At 71.3% G+C, this 18,643-nt stretch carries 20 protein-coding genes; 3 read left to right on the forward strand and 17 right to left on the reverse strand.

Going from position 1 to position 18,643, the window contains the following annotated elements; translation table 11 throughout:
* Positions 1-5: 5 nt before the first annotated feature.
* The 13 genes from Actob_RS38620 to Actob_RS38680 form a co-directional block, all read right to left on the reverse strand.
* On the reverse strand, positions 6-473 hold the full coding sequence (locus tag Actob_RS38620; RefSeq protein WP_284916920.1) for a DUF2550 domain-containing protein: 468 nt from the start codon (positions 471-473) through the stop codon (positions 6-8).
* A gap of 8 nt (positions 474-481) precedes the next feature.
* Positions 482-763, reverse strand: a complete 282-nt coding sequence (locus Actob_RS38625; protein WP_014694384.1) for a F0F1 ATP synthase subunit epsilon — start codon at positions 761-763, stop codon at positions 482-484.
* A gap of 74 nt (positions 764-837) precedes the next feature.
* Positions 838-1,965, reverse strand: a complete 1,128-nt coding sequence (locus Actob_RS38630) for an LCP family protein (protein ID WP_407653490.1) — start codon at positions 1,963-1,965, stop codon at positions 838-840.
* 204 nt (positions 1,966-2,169) lie between these two features.
* Positions 2,170-3,612 (reverse strand): F0F1 ATP synthase subunit beta, encoded by a 1,443-nt coding sequence (gene atpD / locus Actob_RS38635; RefSeq protein ID WP_407653491.1) that lies wholly within the window; start codon positions 3,610-3,612, stop codon positions 2,170-2,172.
* Entirely contained in the window at positions 3,612-4,544 is a 933-nt protein-coding gene (locus Actob_RS38640; RefSeq protein WP_284916922.1) for a F0F1 ATP synthase subunit gamma, read from the reverse strand. Before Actob_RS38640 ends, atpD begins: the two co-directional genes overlap by 1 nt.
* A 2-nt stretch (positions 4,545-4,546) precedes the next feature.
* A complete protein-coding gene (gene atpA, locus Actob_RS38645) occupies positions 4,547-6,112 on the reverse strand; it encodes a F0F1 ATP synthase subunit alpha (RefSeq protein ID WP_284916923.1) in 1,566 nt (521 codons plus the stop codon).
* A 102-nt stretch (positions 6,113-6,214) separates the two neighbouring features.
* Entirely contained in the window at positions 6,215-7,036 is an 822-nt protein-coding gene (locus Actob_RS38650; protein WP_284916924.1) for a F0F1 ATP synthase subunit delta, read from the reverse strand.
* Positions 7,036-7,599, reverse strand: coding sequence for a F0F1 ATP synthase subunit B (locus tag Actob_RS38655; protein ID WP_284916925.1), 564 nt, complete (start codon positions 7,597-7,599; stop codon positions 7,036-7,038). Before Actob_RS38655 ends, Actob_RS38650 begins: the two co-directional genes overlap by 1 nt.
* A 33-nt stretch (positions 7,600-7,632) precedes the next feature.
* Positions 7,633-7,866: an ATP synthase F0 subunit C gene (locus Actob_RS38660; protein ID WP_284916926.1), complete on the reverse strand. Its 234-nt coding sequence runs from the start codon at positions 7,864-7,866 to the stop codon at positions 7,633-7,635.
* 76 nt (positions 7,867-7,942) lie between these two features.
* Positions 7,943-8,731, reverse strand: a complete 789-nt coding sequence (gene atpB / locus Actob_RS38665) for a F0F1 ATP synthase subunit A (RefSeq protein WP_284916927.1) — start codon at positions 8,729-8,731, stop codon at positions 7,943-7,945.
* Positions 8,732-8,743: 12 nt separating this feature from the next.
* Positions 8,744-8,977 carry an AtpZ/AtpI family protein gene (locus Actob_RS38670; RefSeq protein WP_284916928.1) on the reverse strand — a complete coding sequence of 78 codons (234 nt, stop codon included), beginning with the start codon at positions 8,975-8,977 and terminating at the stop codon, positions 8,744-8,746.
* A gap of 210 nt (positions 8,978-9,187) precedes the next feature.
* Positions 9,188-9,691 (reverse strand): hypothetical protein, encoded by a 504-nt coding sequence (locus Actob_RS38675; protein ID WP_284916929.1) that lies wholly within the window; start codon positions 9,689-9,691, stop codon positions 9,188-9,190.
* 43 nt (positions 9,692-9,734) lie between these two features.
* Positions 9,735-11,024 (reverse strand): serine hydroxymethyltransferase, encoded by a 1,290-nt coding sequence (locus tag Actob_RS38680; RefSeq protein ID WP_284916930.1) that lies wholly within the window; start codon positions 11,022-11,024, stop codon positions 9,735-9,737.
* Between the two features lie 118 nt (positions 11,025-11,142).
* Between Actob_RS38680 and Actob_RS38685 the strand changes: the two genes are divergently transcribed.
* Positions 11,143-12,597: an SDR family oxidoreductase gene (locus tag Actob_RS38685; protein WP_284916931.1), complete on the forward strand. Its 1,455-nt coding sequence runs from the start codon at positions 11,143-11,145 to the stop codon at positions 12,595-12,597.
* Positions 12,598-12,615: 18 nt separating this feature from the next.
* On the opposite strand, the gene Actob_RS38690 is transcribed toward Actob_RS38685, so the two are convergent.
* The 4 genes from Actob_RS38690 to prmC are packed head-to-tail and all read right to left on the reverse strand — an operon-like array spanning position 12,616 to position 15,762.
* The gene (locus tag Actob_RS38690; protein WP_284916932.1) at positions 12,616-13,638 is read right to left on the reverse strand and encodes an L-threonylcarbamoyladenylate synthase; all 1,023 of its coding nucleotides are present in this window, start codon (positions 13,636-13,638) and stop codon (positions 12,616-12,618) included.
* Positions 13,635-14,198 (reverse strand): arsenate reductase/protein-tyrosine-phosphatase family protein, encoded by a 564-nt coding sequence (locus tag Actob_RS38695; protein ID WP_284922479.1) that lies wholly within the window; start codon positions 14,196-14,198, stop codon positions 13,635-13,637. Before Actob_RS38695 ends, Actob_RS38690 begins: the two co-directional genes overlap by 4 nt.
* A gap of 34 nt (positions 14,199-14,232) precedes the next feature.
* Positions 14,233-14,877, reverse strand: a complete 645-nt coding sequence (locus tag Actob_RS38700; RefSeq protein ID WP_284922480.1) for an L-threonylcarbamoyladenylate synthase — start codon at positions 14,875-14,877, stop codon at positions 14,233-14,235.
* 24 nt (positions 14,878-14,901) lie between these two features.
* The gene (gene prmC / locus Actob_RS38705) at positions 14,902-15,762 is read right to left on the reverse strand and encodes a peptide chain release factor N(5)-glutamine methyltransferase (protein WP_284916933.1); all 861 of its coding nucleotides are present in this window, start codon (positions 15,760-15,762) and stop codon (positions 14,902-14,904) included.
* An 84-nt stretch (positions 15,763-15,846) separates the two neighbouring features.
* On the opposite strand from prmC, the gene Actob_RS38710 reads away from it, so the two are divergent.
* Both Actob_RS38710 and Actob_RS38715 read left to right on the forward strand, forming a co-directional pair.
* On the forward strand, positions 15,847-17,343 hold the full coding sequence (locus Actob_RS38710; RefSeq protein ID WP_284916934.1) for a GGDEF domain-containing protein: 1,497 nt from the start codon (positions 15,847-15,849) through the stop codon (positions 17,341-17,343).
* 1 nt (position 17,344) lies between these two features.
* A complete protein-coding gene (locus Actob_RS38715) occupies positions 17,345-18,637 on the forward strand; it encodes a PQQ-binding-like beta-propeller repeat protein (protein WP_284916935.1) in 1,293 nt (430 codons plus the stop codon).
* The last annotated feature ends 6 nt before the right edge of the window (positions 18,638-18,643 follow it).

Below are 18,643 nucleotides of genomic sequence, written 5' to 3' on the forward strand. Positions count from 1 at the left end.
CGTGGTCAGCTCTCCATCGGGCGGGGCCCGAAGATCGACCGGCCCGGCACACTGCCCGGGTCCCGGGGCGGGCCGGCCTCGAGCCAGGAGAGGAAGCCGGTCACCGTGGTCTCGGCCATCGCGATGTCCAGCTCGGTGCCGCCCATCGCGCAGCGCAGCACCACCCAGTGCCCGGGCATGGTGAGACGCTCCGGCCCGGTGGGCAGGCGCCGCTCGGCGATGGTCAGCACCCGCCGGTCGAGCACCCGTTTCGGGCGGATGGCGAGGCTGAACATCTTGTGGAAGCGGAGCTCGTCACCGACGAACTGGCCGAGCCCGGGCGACCAGCCGCGGCCCGGCACCAACGTGTTGGTGCGGACCTGCAGCCGGATGGTGCCGCCGCCGAGCATGAGCAGCCGGCGGCGGAAGAAGATGGCGAACAGTAACGCGAGCAGCGCGACGAGGCAGATTCCGACGACTTCCAGAACCCGCATCGCCGGTGTCAGTGCTGCTCGGGCGTGGCCGGCGTCGCGCTCTCGGCGAGCACGGTGACGCCGTTCGCGTCGATGGAGAGGAAGCCACCCGCGACGTCGTAGGTGAGCTGCTCGCCACCGGCGAGTTTCACCCGGACCTGGGACGGCTCCTTGAGCAGGCCGAGCAGCGGAGAGTGGCCCGGCAGCACACCGATCTCACCCTCGGTGGTGCGCGCGACGAGCATCTCGGCCTCACCGGCCCAGACCTTCTCCTCGACGGCGACAACCTCGACGTGAAGCTGGTTGGCCACGCTGTCTCCCTTTGACGCTGCGAACCGAATGGGTGAAAGTCTAATCGGCGCCGCCGACCGGCGGCCGACCGGGGCTAGCTGTTCCTGTTCACGAACTCCGGGTGGGCCAGCAGAAACTCCGGGATCCTGTCGTTCCGCACCGCTTCGAAGAACTGATCGGAACCCGCGCCGAGGCCTTCACCCAGGTATCTCCCGCCGTCGTAGACGCCGCCGCCGGGCAGTTTGATCGACACCATGTTGTCGGTGTTCAGCCCCTGCAGGGCCAGACCCCAGTCGAGGATGCTGTGGCCGTTGCCGTCGAAGGTCAGCGCGTCGCCGCCCGCGTCCAGGATCTTCAGCATCTTGCTCGGGTTGGTCACCACGCCCTTGCTCATCGCCTGCTTGGCCATCGCCTTGATGAACTGCTGCTGGTGCCGCTGGCGGTCGTAGTCGCTGTGGGGCAGGCCGTACCGCTGCCGGACGTAGTCCAGGGCCTCCCAGGCCTTCAGGTGGTACGTCCCGGGCCGGTAGACCTTCTGCTCGCCGATGTACGGGTGCGCGCAGGTGTTGTCGGCGCACTCCGGCCGGCGGTCACGCCGTTCGCCGTTCGGTTTCAGGTGCTCGGACTTGACCACCATGTCGACGGTCATGGTGACCCCGCCCATCGCCTCGACGATCTTCTTGAAGCCGCCGAAGTTGATGATCGCGCCGGCCTGGAAGTCCTTGATGCCGGTGAGCTGGCCGACCGTCTTGGCCAGCAGCTGGAAGCCCTGCTTCACGTCGTGCTTGCCGTTGCCGACCGAGCTGCCGTACGACATCGCCGCGTTGATCTTCGACTTGCCGCCGCCGAAGCCGGTCGGCGGGAACGCCGGGATGTCCACGTAGAGGTCGCGCGGGATGGAGAAGAGGTAGACCTGGTCCATCGTCGCCGGGATGTGCGCCACGATGATCGAGTCCGAGAGCGGCGCGGTCTTGTCGTCGCGCGGGTCGATGCCGGCCATCAGGATGTTGATCGGGCCCTTGATGTCCTCGGCGACCGCCTTGGTGGCGCCCTCCGCGGGCGCGCCGATCAGGCCGCCGTCGGCGTCGATCGCGCCGGTGTACTTGGCGATCAGCGCGTTCCCGCCGACCAGCACGACACCGCTGGTCACCATCAGCACCGCACCGCAGACGGCGGTCAGCCGGGCCCACAGCGGTGCCCGGCGCTTCGCAGACTTAGCCACCCGATCCCCAACTCTGCCGGTCCAACACCCACGTCAACGCGGGACCCGCCTCCCAGGCGGCGGCCAAGCATACCCAAGGAAAATACGAGGTCCCTGGGTGCGATGCCCACGTTCACACCTGTCGAACTGCCGGTGAACGAGGGAAGCCGTGCCGGTGTGAACCGGCACGGCTTCCTGTTCGTCAGAACCGCGGGAGGGCTGAGGTCAGCCCTTCATCAGCTCGTGCGCGTTCTTCTCCAGATCCTCGAGACCGCCGCACATGAAGAAGGCCTGCTCCGGGTAGTTGTCGTACTCACCCTCGGCGATCTTCTTGAACGCCTCGATGGTCTCCTTCAGCGGGACCGTCGAGCCGGGAACGCCGGTGAACTGCTCCGCCGCGTAGGTGTTCTGCGACAGGAACCGCTCGATGCGGCGGGCCCGGGCGACAGTGACCTTGTCGACCTCGGAGAGCTCGTCCATACCGAGGATGGCGATGATGTCCTGCAGGTCCTTGTACTTCTGCAGGATCCGCTGGACCTCACGGGCCACCGCGTAGTGCTCGGCACCGACGAACTCCGGCGCCAGGATCCGCGAGCTGGAGGCCAGCGGGTCCACGGCCGGGTAGATGCCCTTGTCGGAGATCGACCGCTCCAGGTTGGTGGTCGCGTCCAGGTGGGCGAAGGTGGTGGCCGGCGCCGGGTCGGTGTAGTCGTCGGCGGGCACGTAGATCGCCTGCAGCGAGGTGATCGCCTTGCCCCGGACCGAGGTGATCCGCTCCTGCAGCTCACCCATCTCGTCGGCCAGGGTGGGCTGGTAACCCACCGCGGACGGCATCCGGCCGAGCAGGGTGGAGACCTCGGAACCGGCCTGGGTGAACCGGAAGATGTTGTCGATGAAGAGCAGCACCTCCTGGTTCTGGACGTCCCGGAAGTACTCCGCCATGGTCAGGGCGGTCAGGGCGACCCGCAGACGGGTGCCCGGCGGCTCGTCCATCTGGCCGAAGACCAGGGCGGTCTTGTCCAGCACGCCACCCTCGTCCATCTCCAGGATGAGGTCGTTGCCCTCACGGGTGCGCTCGCCGACACCGGCGAACACCGAGGTGCCACCGAAGTTCCGGGCGACCCGGATGATCATCTCCTGGATCAGCACGGTCTTGCCCACACCCGCGCCACCGAACAGACCGATCTTGCCACCGCGCACGTACGGCGCGAGCAGGTCGAGCACCTTGATGCCGGTCTCCAGCATCTCGGTCTTCGGCTCCAGGTCGGCGAACGCCGGGGGCTTGCGGTGGATCGACCAGCGCTCCTGGATGTCCAGCGTCGACGGGTCGACGTTGAGCACCTCGCCGAGGGCGTTGAACACGTGGCCCTTGGTCACGTCGCCGACCGGCACCGAGATGGGGGCACCGGTGTTGACGACCTCCTTGCCGCGGACCAGGCCGTCGGTCGGCTGCATCGAGATCGCGCGAAGCAGGTTGTCACCCAGGTGCTGGGCGACCTCCAGGGTCAGCTTCTTGGTGCCCTCGGAGAGGGTGACCTCAACGTGCAGCGCGTTGAAGATCGCGGGCATGGCGTCGCGGGGAAACTCGACGTCGACGACCGGGCCGATGACCCGGACGACACGGCCGACAGCGGTCTCCGCCTTGGTGGGCTCAGCAACAGCAGTCATCACACATCACTTCCCGCCGCGGCCAGCGCGTTGGCGCCGCCCACGATCTCACTGATTTCCTGGGTGATCGCAGCCTGCCGCGCGGAGTTCATCTCGCGCGTGTACCGCTTGAGGAGGTCGTCGGCGTTGTCCGACGCGCTCTTCATCGCCCGCCGGCGAGAGGCCGACTCGCTCGCCGCCGAGTCCAGCAACGCCGCGTAGATCCGCGTGTTGAGGTACTTCGGCAGCAGCGCGTCGAGCAGCTCGTCGGCGTCCGGCTCGAACTCGTACGCGGGCCGCAGGCCCTGGTCCGACTCGTCCGCCTCGTCCTCGACCCGCACCGGCGCGAGCGGCTTCGCGTTCGCCGTCTGGGTCATCAGGGACTTGAACTCGGTGCTCACGATGTGCAGCTCGTCCACGCCCGCGATGCCCTCGGGGCCGAAGGTCCCCTCGGTCTCCGAACCCGCCGCGAACGCCTCGATCAGACCGTCGCCGATCCGCTTGGCGTCCTCGAACGACGGGCGCTCGGAGAAGCCGGTCCAGCTGGCGTCGACGGTCCGGCCGCGGAACCGGTAGTAACCGGTGCCCTTGCGGCCGACGACGTACAGCGCCACCTCCTTGCCCGCCGCACGCAGCTCCTCGATCAGCTGCTCGGCGGCGCGGATGGCGTTGGCGTTGTAGGCGCCGGCCAGGCCCCGGTCACTGGTGATCAGCAGAACGCCCGCCCGCTGGACGCGCTCACGCGCGACCAGCAGCGGGTTGTCGACCGAAGCGTTCGACGCCAGGGCGGCCAGCACCTTGGTGATCGCCACCGAGTACGGCCGGGACGCGTTGACCCGCTCCTGGGCCTTCGCGATCCGGCTGGTCGCGACGAGCTCCTGCGCCTTGGCGATCTTCTTGGTCGACTTGACCGTCTTGATGCGCCGACGCAGCGCCTGTACCTGACCGGCCATGACTAGCTACCGCTTTCGCCGGTCGCGCTGCCCTGGAAGACCTTCTTGAACTCGACGACGCCCGACTTCAGGCTCTCGATGTTGTCGTCGCTCAGCTGGTCCGTCGACTCGATCGCGGTGTAGACGTCGCTCTGGTGCTGCTTGAACCACTGCAGGAATTCCTGCTCGAAGCGGCGCACGTCGGCGACCGGGACGTCGTCCAGCTGACCGGTGGTGCCGGCCCAGATCGAGATGACCTGCTCGACGGTCGAGTACGGCGAGTACTGCGGCTGCTTGAGCAGCTCGACCAGGCGGACGCCCTTCTCCAGCTGCGCCCGCGACGCGCGGTCCAGGTCGGAGGCGAAGGCCGAGAAGGCCTCCAGCTCACGGAACTGGGCCAGGTCGAGCCGGAGCCGGCCGGAGACCGTGCGCATCGCCCGGACCTGCGCCGAACCGCCCACCCGGGACACCGAGGTGCCGACGTTGATCGCCGGGCGGACACCCGAGGCGAACAGGTCGGACTCCAGGAAGATCTGGCCGTCGGTGATCGAGATGACGTTGGTCGGGATGTAGGCCGAGATGTCGTTGGCCTTGGTCTCGATGATCGGCAGACCGGTCATCGAGCCGCCACCCAGCTCGTCGGAGAGCTTGGCGCAGCGCTCCAGCAGGCGGGAGTGCAAGTAGAAGACGTCGCCCGGGTACGCCTCGCGGCCCGGCGGGCGGCGCAGCAGCAGCGACACGGCGCGGTACGCCTCGGCCTGCTTGGTCAGGTCGTCGAAGACGATCAGGACGTGCTTGCCGTTGTACATCCAGTGCTGTCCGATGGACGAGCCGGTGTACGGGGCGATGTACTTGAAGCCGGCCGGGTCGGACGCCGGAGCCGCGACGATCGTCGTGTACTCCAGCGCGCCCTGGGCCTCGAGGACGCCGCGGATGCTGGCGATGGTCGAGGCCTTCTGGCCGATGGCGACGTAGATGCAGCGCACCTGCTTCGCCGGGTCGCCGGACTCCCAGTTGGCCTTCTGGTTGATGATCGTGTCGAGCGCGACAGTGGTCTTGCCGGTCTTACGGTCACCGATGATCAGCTGGCGCTGGCCGCGGCCGATCGGCGTCATGGCGTCGATCGCCTTGATACCGGTCTGCAGCGGCTGCTTCACCGGCTGGCGGGCCATCACGTTCGGCGCCTGCAGCTCGAGCTCGCGGAAGCCTTCGTTGGCGATCTCGCCACGGTCGTCGATCGGGTTACCCAGGGCGTCCACGACGCGACCCAGGAAGGCGTCGCCGACCGGCACCGAGAGCACCCGGCCGGTGCGCTTGACCGGCTGGCCCTCCTCGATGTTCGCGTAGTCACCCAGGATCACGGCGCCGATCTCACGGACGTCGAGGTTCAGGGCGACGCCCAGCGTGCCGTCGGCGAACTCCAGCAGTTCGTTCGCCATCGTCGAGGGCAGGCCCTCGACGTGCGCGATACCGTCGCCCGCATCGGAGACGATGCCGACCTCCTCGCGGGAGACCTCGGGCGAATAGGACGAGACGTAGCGCTCTAGCGCCCCCCGGATCTCGTCCGAGGAGATGGTCAGCTCGGCCATCCTCTGCCTTCTCTGTCTAGCTCGGGACGTCGCCGCCACCGAGGGGCTTCTCGATCAAGGGATCGAGGGGAAAGGACTATGTAGCGAACGCCTGCGCGGCGCCTATTTCGCGAACGCCTGCTTCGCGGCGTTCAGCCGGCGCAGGATCGTGCCGTCGTAGAGGTCGGAGCCGACCCGGACGCTGACCCCGCCGATGATCGCGGGATCGACGTCCACCTTCAGCGAGACCTCGCGGCCGTAGATCGCTGCCAGCTTGCCGGCCAGGGCCGTCTCCTCGGCGTCGGCGAGCGGCTTGGCAACCGTCACATACGCCACCTCGCGGTCACGCCGCGCGGCGGTCAGCTCGACCAGCCGGCTCAGCGAGGCCTCGAAGCCACGGCCACCGAAACCCTCGAGCGCGACCTGGACGAGCCGGACCGTGATCGCCTGGGCCTTGCCGTCGAGAAGATCCCCGACCAGCTTAGCCCGCGGGGCCACCGGGGCACCGATGTCACTGAGCGTGGCCGCGAGCTGCGGGCTGCCGGCGACGATCTGCGTGAACCGGAAGAGTTCGTCCTCGATCTCCGCCAGCGTGCCGTCCTTCTGCGCCGAGGCGAGCAGGGTGCCGACACCCAGCCGCTCGGTCGCGTCCAGCAGGTCACTGGGCTTGGAGAACCGGCCGCCCACCAGGGTGGCCAGCGCGTCGACGGTCACCTCGGCGACCTTGCCGGACAGCAGCGAGCGGAGCAGGTCGCCACGGTCGTCGCCGGGCCGCGACGGGTCGGTCAGCGCCCGGCGCAGCCGGGGCTGGCCCCGCAGCAGGCCGGCCACCGTGAGGATCTCATCGGCGACCGTGGCCAGCTGCGCACCCGTAGCCGTGGCGGTGTCGGCGGAGAGCCGCTCCGCCGCGTCCGCGTAGGCCTGGTTGGTGACGCCCGACGCCATCAGCGCCCGCCAGCCGTGCCGGCGGCGTCGAGGTCCGCGATGAAGCGCTCGACGGTGCCGCGGGTGCGGGCCTCGTCGGCCAGCGCCTCGCCCACGATCTTGCCGGCCAGGTCGACCGCGAGGGTCCCGACCTCGGCACGGAGCTCCCGGACGATCGACTCACGCTGCGCCGCGAGCTGCTCGTTGCCGGCCGCGATGATGCGGTCCGACTCCTCGCGAGCCTTGGCGAGCACGTCCTGCCGGATGCCCTCGGCGTCGGCCCGGGCCTCGTCGCGGATGCGAGCGGCCTCGGTCCGTGCCTCGGCGAGCTGCGCGCGGTACTGCTCGAGCAGCTCGTTCGCCTCGGCCTGCGCGGTCTCGGCGCGCTTGATGCCGCCTTCGATCGCGTCCACGCGAGCGCGGAACGTCTTCTCCATCTGCGGGAAGACGAACTTCATCAGTACGAAGCAGAGCACCGCGAAGGCGACCGACCCGACCACGATTTCCTGCCAGGCAGGGAGGATCGGGTTGTGCGGCTTATCGTCGGCGGCAGCCTCGGCCAGAACAACAAACGTGTTGATCATGAGAACCTCCTGTCGAGGTCAGCTATGCCTGGATCAGCCGAGCGGGTTTGCCCAGATGAAGCCGAACGCGATGCCGAGCAGCGCGAGCGCCTCGACGACGGCGAAGCCGATCCAGACGTACGGCAGGGTCAGGCGCGACGACTCCGGCTGGCGGGCGGTCGACTGGATGTAGGCCGAGAAGACGAGACCGACACCGATACCCGGGCCGATGGCAGCGAGACCGTAACCGATGGCGGCGGTGCTACCAACAACTTCGGAGAGCAGCATTCTCAGTTCCTCCTGGTATCTCGCGTGACTGTCACGCGGGACGACAAACGGGGTGGTACTTCGTGCGGGATGAAACTCAGTGCTCGTCGGCGAGCGCGCCCTGGACGTAGCTCGCGGTCAGCACCGTGAAGACGTAGGCCTGGAGACAGATCACCAGGAACTCGAGGAAGGTCAGCGCGATGGTCAGCGCCCAGGACAGGATCGAGACCGGGGCGAGCAGCCCGTTGGCGCTGATCATCGCGAAGCCGCCGAGCGTGAACACCAGCAGCAGCATGTGCCCGGCGAACATGTTGGCGAACAGACGGACGGCCAGCGAGAACGGGCGGACCAGGAAGTTCGAGAAGAACTCGATCGGGATCAGCAGCGGCAGGATGAACCACGGCGCCGGCGGGACCAGAGCGGTCTTGAAGTACTTCACGAAGCCGTGGTGCCGGATGCCGACATAGATGAACATCACGTAGCTGATCAGCGCGAGAATCGCCGGGAACGCGATGTGCGAGTTCGGCGAGATCTGCACGAACGGCACGATGCCGAAGAAGTTGTTCACGATGATGAACATGAACAGCACCGTCAGGTACGGCGCGAAGGCGACACCGCGCGGACCGATCATCTCGATCGCGACGTTGTTCCGCACGAAGCCGTAGACGCTCTCGGCGATCCACTGCTTCTTCGTCGGAACGAGCTGCGGCTTCCGGTACGAGACCAGGAAGAAGATGATGATCGCCGCTACCGCTACCCAGACCAGGAACGTGATCTTGGTGAACCAGTAGTTGTTCTCGACGTTCCACGGCAGGATGCTGGGCAGGTAGAAATCCTCGACGCTGGGCGGGAACTCCGCCGCGAGGATCGTCTGACTGATCACCATGGCCCTTTCCTGTCAGGCGCCGAGCCGGCGCACGATGAGGTACACACCCAGGCCGATGCCGAGGACGGCGCCGATGCCGGCGAAGATGCCCTTGGTCCCGACCCAGTGGTCAACCAGCCACCCGATCCCGCCCCAGGTCAACATGCCCGCGATGAGGTAGGTGACTGCCGTCATGCCCGCACCGGAATCCGGCGGGGTCGGGCCTTCGTCACCGCGTTTGTCGTGGGGAGGTTCTTGGCCGGTCATGACGGCCCGAACGATATCAGCAGGTGATACGAAGCTAAGCGGGACCCCCCGCACAACCGCAGTTGTCCAGGCGTCAGGGGTCTCGCAACTGGAAGCACACGGTACTCCTGTCCCGCCAGAACGGAACAAGGCACGAGCGGACACATCACCGGATCGTGGCAGTTGATCAGCCATACCTCCATTGAGCTGGAGGAACGCGCGTGCCTCAGATCACTTCCGGAGTGTCCGGCGAGTCACCCACCAGGCCTGGACCGCGGTCCAGATCACCACACCCGCCACCACGCCAAGCCCCAGCGCTTTCTTTCCCGGCCAATCGGACGAGACGCCAACAGCCAGGATAATGCCAAGCAAAGAATATTTGACGACATACGTCAGCATTCCCAGCGGCATGACCAGGGCCGGCCGGACCGTGTCCGCCCAGGCGACCACCAACGTGGTCAGCGTGTGGCTGACCGTCACGATCAGCACGCCGCCGGCCGCGGCCAGCGCGGCGGTCGGCCCGCTGACCAGGAAGCCGATCGAGGCGGCGCAGGTGAGCAGCAGGAACGACACAGCGGTCAGGAAGCCGAGGTGCTCGGTCTTCCACCGCGGGTCCGCCGGCAGGGGCGGCAGGTCCGGCAGCGGACCATCGAGATCTTTTTCCGGTACGCCGGGAAGCTCCCCGAACGCGCCGGGCGTCACCGGTGTGGGGGTGCCACTCGCGCTGTGGCTCACCGGGCACGCCCTCCCGGCCCTCGCTGCGCCGCGGTGCGGTCGCTCATGCCATGACCTCCTGGTCGACGTAGAACGGGAAGCGCCGCACCAGGCAGGTCACCTCCTCGCGGACACCGGCCAACCGGGACTTCCCGCCGGCCGTCTCCGGGTCGCACCGCACCGCCACCCCGATGAGTTCCGCGGCCCGGCGCATCTCGGTCTCCCCCATGCCCTGCGAGGTGACACCGGGCGCGCCGACCCGGATCCCGGACGCCACGGCGGGTTTCTCCGGGTCGTACGGAATGGGGTTCTTGTTCAGAGCGATCCCCGCGGCGGCACAGCGCGCCTCCGCCTCCCGGCCACTGACCCCCAGCTCGCGCAGGTCGAGCACGGCGAGATGGGTGTCGGTGCCACCGGTGACCGGGCGCATCCCCTCGGCGGCCAGCCCAGCGGCCAGCGCCTGCGCGTTGCGCACGGTCTGGGAAGCGTACCTCCGGAAGGCCGGCAGGGCCGCCTCGCGCAGGGCCACCGCCTTGGCCGCCACCGTGTGCATCATCGGACCGCCCTGGGCGAACGGGAAGACCGCCTTGTCCACCCGCTGGGCCAGGTCGGCCCGGCAGAGGATCATGCCGCCGCGCGGGCCGCGCAGCGCCTTGTGGGTGGTGCAGGTGACCACGTCGGCGTACGGGACCGGGGACGGGACCGCCCGGCCGGCCACCAGGCCGATGAAGTGCGCCGCGTCGACCAGCAGGTAGGCGCCCACCTCGTCGGCGATCTCGCGGAACCGGGCGAAGTCGATCAGCCGGGGGTAGGAGATCGAGCCGCAGATGATCAGTTTCGGCCGGTGCGCCAGGGCCAGGTCGCGCACCTCGTCGTAGTCGATCAGCTCGGTCCCGGGCGTCACCCGGTACGCGATCGGATGGAACCACTTGCCGGAGAAGTTCGCCCGGCTGCCGTGTGTCAGGTGCCCGCCGTGCGGCAGCCCCATGGCCAGCACCGGGTCGCCCGGCTCGGCCAGGGCGGCGTAGGCGGCCAGGTTCGCCGACGCGCCCGAGTGCGGCTGCACGTTGGCGTGGTCGGCGCCGAACAGCTCCCGGGCCCGCTCGACGGCCAGTTCCTCGGCGCGGTCGGCCTGGGCGCAGCCGCCGTAGTAGCGGTGCCCCGGGTAGCCCTCGGCGTACTTGTTGGCCAGCGTGGAGCCGAGCGCGGCCAGCACGGCCGGCGAGGTGAAGCTCTCGCTGGCGATGAGGGTCAGCGTGTCGCGCTGGCGGGCCAGCTCGCCGAGGAGCACGTCGGCGATCTCCGGATCGTCGCGCTCCAGCGCGGTGAAGTCCGGCCCCCAGAAGGTGCTCACCCTGGGCCTCCCCGAGCTGGTGTGACGCGGCCAGAAATGAGCATATGGCTGAATGACCCCCGTTCGGGGCACAGTCTTCAAGTAACGGGTTTTCGGGTTCTTTCCTGAAAGGCTCAGCATGCGCTGTCTTGTCACAGGAGCGACCGGGTACATCGGCGGCCGGCTGGCACCCCGCCTGGTCGAGGCCGGCCATCACGTGCGCTGCCTGACCCGCAGCGCCGGTCGCCTGCGGGACGTCCCGTGGGCCGGCCAGGTGGAGATCGTCGAGGCCGACCTGGCCGACCCGGCCAGCCTGCGGCCCGCCTTCGACGGCGTCGAGGTCGCCTACTTCCTGATGCACTCGCTGGGCCAGCCGGACTTCGAGCGGCGGGACCGCGAGGCGGCGGCGAACTTCGCCGCCGCGGCGCGCGCCGCCGGCGTACGCCGGATCATCTACCTGGGCGGCCCGGAGCCGCCCCCCGGCGACCGCCCGTCCCCGCACCTGCGTTCCCGCGCCGAGGTCGCCCGGATCCTGCTGGCCTCCGGCGTGCCGACGGCGGTGCTGCGCGCCCCGGTGATCATCGGCTCCGGCTCGGCCTCGTTCGAGATGCTGCGCTACCTGACCGAGCGCCTGCCTGCCATGATCACCCCGCGCTGGGCGGAGAACCTGATCCAGCCGATCGCGGTCCGCGACGTGCTGCGCTACCTGATCGACGCGGCCGGCCTGCCGCCGGAGGTGCACCGCGGTTTCGACATCGGCGGCGCCGACGTGCTCAGCTACGCCGACATGATGCGCCGCTACGCCCGGGTCGCCGGCCTGCCCCGCCGGATCATCCTGCCCACCCGGGTGCTCAGCCCGTGGCTGTCGGCGCACTGGGTCGGCCTGATCACCCCGGTGCCGAACGCGATCGCCCGCCCACTGGTCGCCAGCCTGGTCCACGAGGCGGTGGCCCGGGAGAACGACCTGGCCGCGCTGCTCCCCGGCCCGGCCCCGCTCGGCTTCGACGAGGCGGTCCGGCTGGCCCTGGGCCGGATCCGTGACGCCGAGGTGGAGACCCGCTGGTCCACCGCGTCCGGCCGGGACGCCGCCGCCGAGCCGCTGCCCAGCGACCCCAAGTGGTCGGGCGGCAGCGTCTACCTCGACGAACGCTCCCGCGAGGTGCACGCCCCGGCCGACCGGCTGTGGCGGGTGATCGAGGGCGTCGGCGGCGAGAACGGCTGGTACTCGTTCCCGCTCGCCTGGTCGGTGCGCGGCTGGCTGGACCGGCTGGCCGGCGGGGTCGGCCTGCGCCGCGGCCGGCGCGACCAGCACCGGCTGCGGGTCGGCGAGGCCCTCGACTGGTGGCGGGTCGAGGAGCTCGAGCCCGGCCGGCTGTTGCGCCTGCGCGCCGAGATGCGGGTGCCCGGCCGCGCCTGGCTGGAGATGCGCGCCGAGCCCGACGGCGACGGCGGCTCGGTCTACCGCCAGCGGGCCGTCTTCCTCCCCCGCGGCCTGGCCGGCCACCTCTACTGGGCGTCGGTCCGGCCGTTCCACGGCATCGTCTTCAGCGGCATGGCCCGCAACATCGCCCGCGGCGCGGAAACCATCGGCTGATCGAGAACGGACGGATGCCTAGGCGGCGGCGCGCGAGAGGCGGTCGCGCACGGCGAGCCAGTCCTCGGTGTCCGGCGGCTCCTGCACGAAGATGGTGGCCACGCCGGCGTCGTCGAGGCGGTGCAGCGCGGCGTACAGGTCCGCCGCGTACTCCCGCGGGTCCGCGGAGAGGACTTCGACGAGCTCGGTGCCGGGTGCGCCGGCAACGGCCGGGGAGGTCTCGGTGCCGGGTTCGCCCGCTTGCCGGTACGCCGGCGGCGCGCTCCCCTCGTACGTCAGAATCGCCGCGGGTGCCGGCGACCCGGACCGGTCGGCCTCCCGCACGTCGGGGGTCAGCACGACCTTGGCGCGTGGCGCGTAGTGCCGCCGGCTCATCCCGGGCGACGGCCGGGCCGCGCCGTCAGCGGTCTCCGTGTCCCGCAGCGCGATCGCCCCCGTCGCGTCCCGCAGCACGCGCAGGCTCAGCGCGCCCGGGCGCAGCAGCGTCGGCACCGGCGTGGTCAGGTCCAGCACGGTCGACTCGATGCCCCACGAGCACGGGCCGCCGTCCAGCACCAGCGGCACGTCCGGCAGGCTGCGCACCACGTGCCCGGCGGTGGTCGGCGAGATCGACTCGGACCGGTTCGCGCTGGGCGCGGCGAGCGGCAGGCCGGACGCCTCCAGCAGGCGCAGTGCCACCTCGTGCGCGGGGATCCGGATGGCGATGGTGTCGTTGTCGGCGCCGACGCCGGCCAGGTGCCCGGCCCGGCGCACCACCAGGGTCAGCGGGCCCGGCCAGAACCGCGCGGCCAGCTCGTCGGCGACGGCCGGCCACTCCTCGGCGAGCGCGCGGGCCGCCTCGACCGAGGCGACGTGCACGATCAGCGGGTTCCAGCTCGGCCTGTTCTTCAGCCGGTAGACCTCGCCGATCGCCTGCTTGGAGAAGGCGTTGGCGCCGAGGCCGTAGACGGTCTCGGTGGGGAAGGCGACGACCGAGTCGGCGCGCAGGATCTCGACGGCCCGGCGCAATCCCTCGGCGTCGGGCGGAACGACACGGCTCACGGAAGCAACAACGCGGCGAGCGGCATCGTGGCGTCCTCGATCTCGTCGGCGACCCGCTGGAAGGTCTGGTCGCCGCGGCCCCACGGGTCGTCCAGATCATCGGTGAGCAGCGGCGTCTCGCCGGCACGCAGCCGGTGCACGGCGGCGACCAGGGCGGTGCCGCGCTGGCGCACCGCCTCCGGCTCGGGCTCGGCCGGGGGCAGCGTGGCCTTGTCGACGGCGCCGAGCAGCCGGCCGAACTCGCCGAGCACGAAGGTGCGCTCGGCGGCGGCCGGGCGCAGGGCGACCACGTAGTCGTACTGGTCGGCGGTGGCGGTGAGGATCAGGTCGGCCTCGTCGATGAAGTCGCCGCGCAGCTTGCGGGCCAGGAAGCCGTCGTCGGAGCCGCGCCGGGCGCGCACCAGCCGGGCGGCCGGCGGGTTCATCTCCTCGCCCTCGTGCCAGCCGCCGGTGCCGGCGCTGACGCTGCGGACCAGCTGCTCCGCACCGCTGCCGGAACGGTCGCGGACCGCCCGGGCGAGCAGGCGCTCGGCCATCGGGGACCGGCAGATGTTGCCCATGCAGACGTGCAGGACGGTGAACGGCGCCGCCACCTCAGGCCTGCCCCTCGACGATGTCCGGCACCACGTCGCGCAGTTTCTCCAGTGGGATCGAGCCGGTGCGCAGCAGGCGCGGCACGTCACCCGTCACGTCGACCACCGAACTCGGCCACGGGTCGACCGCCGGGCCGGCCTCCAGATAGACACGCACCGCGTACTCCAGCTGGTCGCGGGCCTCCTCGGCGGTCAGCGGCGACGGCGAGCCCACCTTGTTGGCGGTGGTCACCGCCATCGGGCCAACCTCCCGCAGCACCTCCAGGGCGACCGGGTGCAGCGGCATCCGCACCGCGATCACGCCGCCGGTCTCGCCCAGGTCCCACTGCAGGCTCGGCGAGTGCTCCACGATGATGGTCAGCGCGCCCGGCCAGAACGCGTCGGCCAGGTCCCGCGCGGCCCGGGGCAGCGAATAGACCAGCCCGTCCAGGGTGTGCCGGGAGCCGACCAGCACCGGCGGCGGCACCCGCCGGTCGGAGCCGCGCGCGTGGTGCAGCTGGGTGATGGCGTGGGCGGTGAAGGCGTCCGCACCCACGCCGTAGACCGTGTCGGTGGGCATCACCACGAGCTCACCGCTCTTGGCCGCCTCGACGGCCGCGGCGACGCCGCGATCACGATCGGCGATGGCGGTGCAGTCGTAGAGCATCACGACGTGCAGTCTGCCATGCCGTCACCCGCGACGGGCGGTCGCGTATCGCGGGCGGCCGGTGAGATCGGCGTGGGCGGTCACCTCGATGAACCGGCCGTCGGCGCGGAGCAACGCGGGCACCGCGGCGCCGTGCACGTCGTCATGCTCGATACCGACCCATCCGCCCGGTTTGAGCAGTACGGCGGCGAGCGCTGTCACCGGCCGGATGACGCTCAGGCCGTCGGCTCCGCCGAAGACCGCCTCGGCCGGGTCGTGATCGGACACCTCGGGCGGGACCGGGGTGCCGTCCGGCACGTACGGCGGGTTGCAGAGCAGCACGTCGACCTGACCGTGCAACTCGGACAGCAGCCGCGGATCGGTCACGTCGGCCTCGACGACCTCGACGGTCCGGTACCCCGACGCGTTGCGCCGCAGCCAGGGCAGCGCGGCCGGCGAGCGTTCCACCGCGATCACCCGGCCGGCCCGCGACTCGTCGGCCACCGACACCGCGATCGCCCCGCTGCCGCTGCACAGATCGACAACTGTCGCGCCGGGCGTGGTCCGCTCGATGCCCCAGCCGGCCAGCAGCTCGGTCTCCGGGCGGGGCACGAAGACGCCCGGGCCCACCGCGAGTTCCACATGGCGGAACGCGGCAGTGCCGAGCAGATGCTGCAACGGGACCCGCCCGGCCCGCGCGGCGACCAGCTCGCGCAGCCGGGCCGCCTCGTCCTCGCGCATGGTGTCGGTCAATATCAGCCGCCCGCGCGGCACGTCCAGCACGTGCGCGGCCAACAGCTCGGCGTCGACGCGCGGCGAGGACACCCCGGACGCCGCGAGTTCGGCGGTCGCCGATGCCAACTCGGGTGCCAGACGGATCCGGCGGGGGTGTTCGTCAGGCGGCATCACGGCATAATCATGAGACGTCGCGCACGCCGGGGATCGGCCGGGTCACCCAGCGATCGCGCCGAAGGCCGTGGGAGGCGCCTGGTGGGTTGGTTGGACCAGCTCGCGGAACATGTCGACGACCTGCGCCGGGCCGGGCGGCTCCAGCAGGACGGACGCTCCGCCCAGGCCCTGCCGATCCTGGACGCCGTGCTGGCCGCCGGCACCGATCCGACCATCCGGGCGTACGCGCTGGTCCAGCGGTTCGGCGCGCTGATCAACCTGGGCCGGGTGGCCGAGCTGGCCACCGCGATGGCGGCGGCCGCCGAGGCGGTCCGCGAGGTGCCCGACCCCTACCTGCGCGGCCAGTTGCACGCCTTCGCCGCCCTCGGCGCCCACCTGCAGAGCAATCTGGACCGCGGGGTGACCCACCTGGTGCAGGCGTCCCGCGCGCTGGCCGCGGTGCCGGACCGGGACGAGGAGACCGCCTGGGGCTGGCACGACCTGGCCATGGCGTATTCCTATCTCGGCTTCCACGGCCAGGCGCTGACCGCTATCGAGCAGGCCCGGGAGGTGGGCGCGAGCGCCGGGCTGGCGCCGGAGGTGTTCGCCGCGCCCGGCATCCGGCTGCGCAACGCGGTCTCCCTCGACCACCAGGGCGACACCGACGGCTGCCTGCGGGTGCTCCGCGACATCGACGCCGAGCTGTCCCGCTACCTGGCGACCGACCAGCTGCGCCCGGGCAGCCGCGCGGTCTACGGCTACGCCCTGGCCCGCCGGGCCGCCCTGGGCGAGCCGACCGAGGCGGGCGCGGCCACCTGGCTGACCGGCGGCGGCGACAGCGTCCGCACCCGGGACCTGCAACACCTCGGCGCGGTCTGCCTGACCATCGCGGCCGGCAAGCCGGAGCGGGCACTGACCATGCTGGAGGCGATCCCGGTCTCCGCCGAGGTGCTCGGCGCCCCGGAGCCGGCCCGGCTGCGCAGCATCTGCCACGCCAGCGCCGGGGACCACGCCGCCGCGCACGCCGCCGACCGGTACGCGTTCCGCCTCGCCGCCCAGCGCATCGACCAGCTCCGGGACGGCTACCTGGACGGCGTCGCGGCTCGCCTGGACGCCCAGGAGACCCAGCGCGACCCGCACCGCTACGGCGACGAGACCCTGACCGACCCGCTCACCGGCCTGCCCAACCGCCGCGCCCTGGAGCACTATGTGGACGGCCTGCTGGCCCGCGGCGAGCGCGCCGCGGTCGGGGTCTGCGACATCGTCGGCTTCACCACCGTCAACCTGCGGCACGGCCGGCACTGCGGCGACCTGGTGCTGCAGCGGATCGCCGGGGTGCTGGCCCGGGTGATGCGCCGCGGCGACTTCGTGGCCCGGTTCGCCGGCGACGAGTTCGTCCTGGTCCTGCCGGGGGCCGGCCCGCACCACGCGGCCGAGGTGGCCCGCCGGATCGGTGCCGCGGCGGCGGTGGAGAACTGGCAGGTGCTGGTCCCGGGCACGCCGATCGGGCTGGCCGCCGGCTGGTCCGAGGTGGGCGTCAACGGCCGAGGGCTGAGCGCCGCGCTGGCCGCCGCGGCGGCCAGCCGGAAACCCGCCTGAGATGGCCCTGATCGACCTCGGTGACCTCAGCGCCGGGCCCGGCGAGCCGCCGGCGCCACCACCACCGGTCCGGCGGGTGCGCCGCCGGCCGGCCGGGGCCGCGCTGGTCGCCGTGCTCTGCGCGCTCGCCCTGGGCGCGGCCGCCGTCCCGGAACCGTCGCTGGTGCACGACGCGTGGAGCGTACCGGCCGGCCAGACCGACAGCCTGGCCACCGACGGGGACACCGTCTACCTGGCCCGGGCCACCGACGGGCGGACCGTGCTGACCGCGTACGCGGTGGCCACCGGGACCCCGCGGTGGAGCCGGGACCTGCCCTGGGTCAGCGGCGCCGGCGGCCTGATGACCTTCCTGGCGGGCGACGGCATGGTGCGGCTCGCCGACACGCCGCGGGTGGCGATCCACGCCCCGCCCGACGCACCCGTCCACCCGGGCAGCGCGACGGTGCTGGACGCGGCCACCGGCGCGGTGCGCTGGCGGTCCACCAGCGAGATGATGCACGCCACCCGGGACACCGTGCTGCTCGCCGACCGGGACGACCGCGGCGAGCTGCGGACGCTGCGGCTGGTCGGGGCACGGGCCGGCGAGACGCGCTGGACGCGGCAGGTGCGGCGGGTGGCCGGCCTGGAGGTGGACGGGACCCGGATCGTCACCACCACCCTGGCCGGCGACGCCGGGGTCTACCGATACACCGACGGCAGCCTGCTCAGCAGCGGGCGGGTGGCCTGGAGCACCGGCGACGAGCTGGGCACCCAGGCGCTGATCCACGACGGGCGGTTCGTGGTCACCCGGACCGACCCGCTGGGCGCGACGATCATCGCGTACCGGCTGAGCGACCTGGGCCGGGACTGGAGCGTGCGGACGCTGCGCTCGTCGCTGGTGACCGGCTGCGGCCCGGTGCTCTGCCTGGCCCGGGGAGCCGACGTGGCCGGGCTCGAACCGGCCACCGGCGCCATCCGCTGGGTGCGCACCGGGCAGGGCGTCGCCAGCCCGGCCGGCGCGGATCGGCTGATCGCCGCCGGCACCGACGCGAACGAGCCGGTCCAGACACTGCTCGACGCGGCGACCGGCCGGGTCCTGGGCAACCTCGGCGCCGGTTGGCCGGACGGCGACCTGATGGTCCGCACCGCCACCACGCCGCCGTTGCGGACCGTGCTCAGCCGGATCGACCTGCCGGCCGGCCGGGCCGTCACGCTCGGCACCGTCGAGTCGATCGAAGGCGCCTACTGCGCCGTCACCGGCCGGTTCCTGGTCTGCCAGCGGACCGGCCGGATCGTGGTGACCACCACCGGGTGACCCGGA

The organism is Actinoplanes oblitus, from assembly GCF_030252345.1.
In the GTDB taxonomy this organism is placed as follows: Bacteria; Actinomycetota; Actinomycetes; order Mycobacteriales; family Micromonosporaceae; genus Actinoplanes; species Actinoplanes oblitus.